This is a genomic window from Streptomyces montanus, from assembly GCF_005786655.1.
GTDB classification, from domain to species: Bacteria; Actinomycetota; Actinomycetes; order Streptomycetales; family Streptomycetaceae; genus Streptomyces; species Streptomyces sporangiiformans.
In genome coordinates this window covers 1-921 of sequence record NZ_VBZC01000158.1, presented here as the reverse complement: position 1 = coordinate 921, position 921 = coordinate 1, and the positions used below count along the sequence as shown (strand labels likewise).

The 921-nt window shown below is 66.0% G+C and carries 1 protein-coding gene; it reads left to right on the top strand.

What is annotated here, in order from left to right; all coding sequences use genetic code 11:
* Positions 1-48: 48 nt before the first annotated feature.
* A protein-coding gene (locus FE633_RS46895; RefSeq protein ID WP_425473341.1) for an IS5 family transposase occupies positions 49-908 on the top strand; the annotation gives its coding sequence in 2 pieces (ribosomal slippage) (positions 49-415 and positions 415-908; 861 coding nt in all).
* Positions 909-921: the final 13 nt, after the last annotated feature.

Genomic DNA, 921 nt, shown 5'->3' with positions numbered 1-921 from the left:
TAGGGTCCGTCTTCAAAGATCATCTCGTGATGGATCATGGTGGGTGTGATACGCCGCCATGAACTGACCGACCACGAGTGGGAGTTACTCGCTCCCCTCATACCGCGAGCCGTGACGGGCCGACCTCGCATCGAGGACCGGAAGATCATCAACGGCATGGTCTACAAGATCCGCACCGGGATCTCCTGGCGCGACCTGCCAGCCCGGTACGGCCCGTGGAAAACGGTGTACACCCGCTTCCGCCGCTACGCCCTGGACGGAGTGTTCACCCGGGCCCTGCAGCAGATCCAGGCCCAATCCGACGCAGCCGGCGACATCGACTGGCTGGTCCAGATCGACTCCACCGTCGTCCGCGCCCACCAGCACGCAGCCGCCACCGGCCGAAAAGGGGGCAGCAGCGGTCGGACGAACCGGACGATCACGCCCTCGGCCGATCCCGAGGAGGACTGACCACCAAAATCCACCTCGCCTGCGACGGCAAAGGACGCCCCCTCGCCATCATCCTGACACCGGGCCAACGCCACGACAGCATCTGCGCACGCCCCCTGCTGGAACGGATCCGCGTCCCCCGCATCGGCCCCGGCCGACCGCGCTGCAAGCCCGACCAGGTCGTCGCCGACAAGGCCTACAGCTCCTGCGGCTTCCGCGCCTACCTGCGTAAACGCGGCATCACGCACGTCATCCCCGAGAAGACCGACCAGCGACGAAACCGGCACAGCCGCGGCCGCCGCGGCGGAAGGCCACCAGGATTCGACCGGGAGACCTACCGCCGACGCAACATGATCGAGCGCTGCTTCAACCGGCTCAAAGGCTTCCGCGGCATCGCCACCAGATACGACAAGACCGCCACCTCCTACGAAGCGGCGGTCACCCTCGCGTCATTCCTGCTCTGGGCAAAATCCGTTTGAAGACAGACCCTAG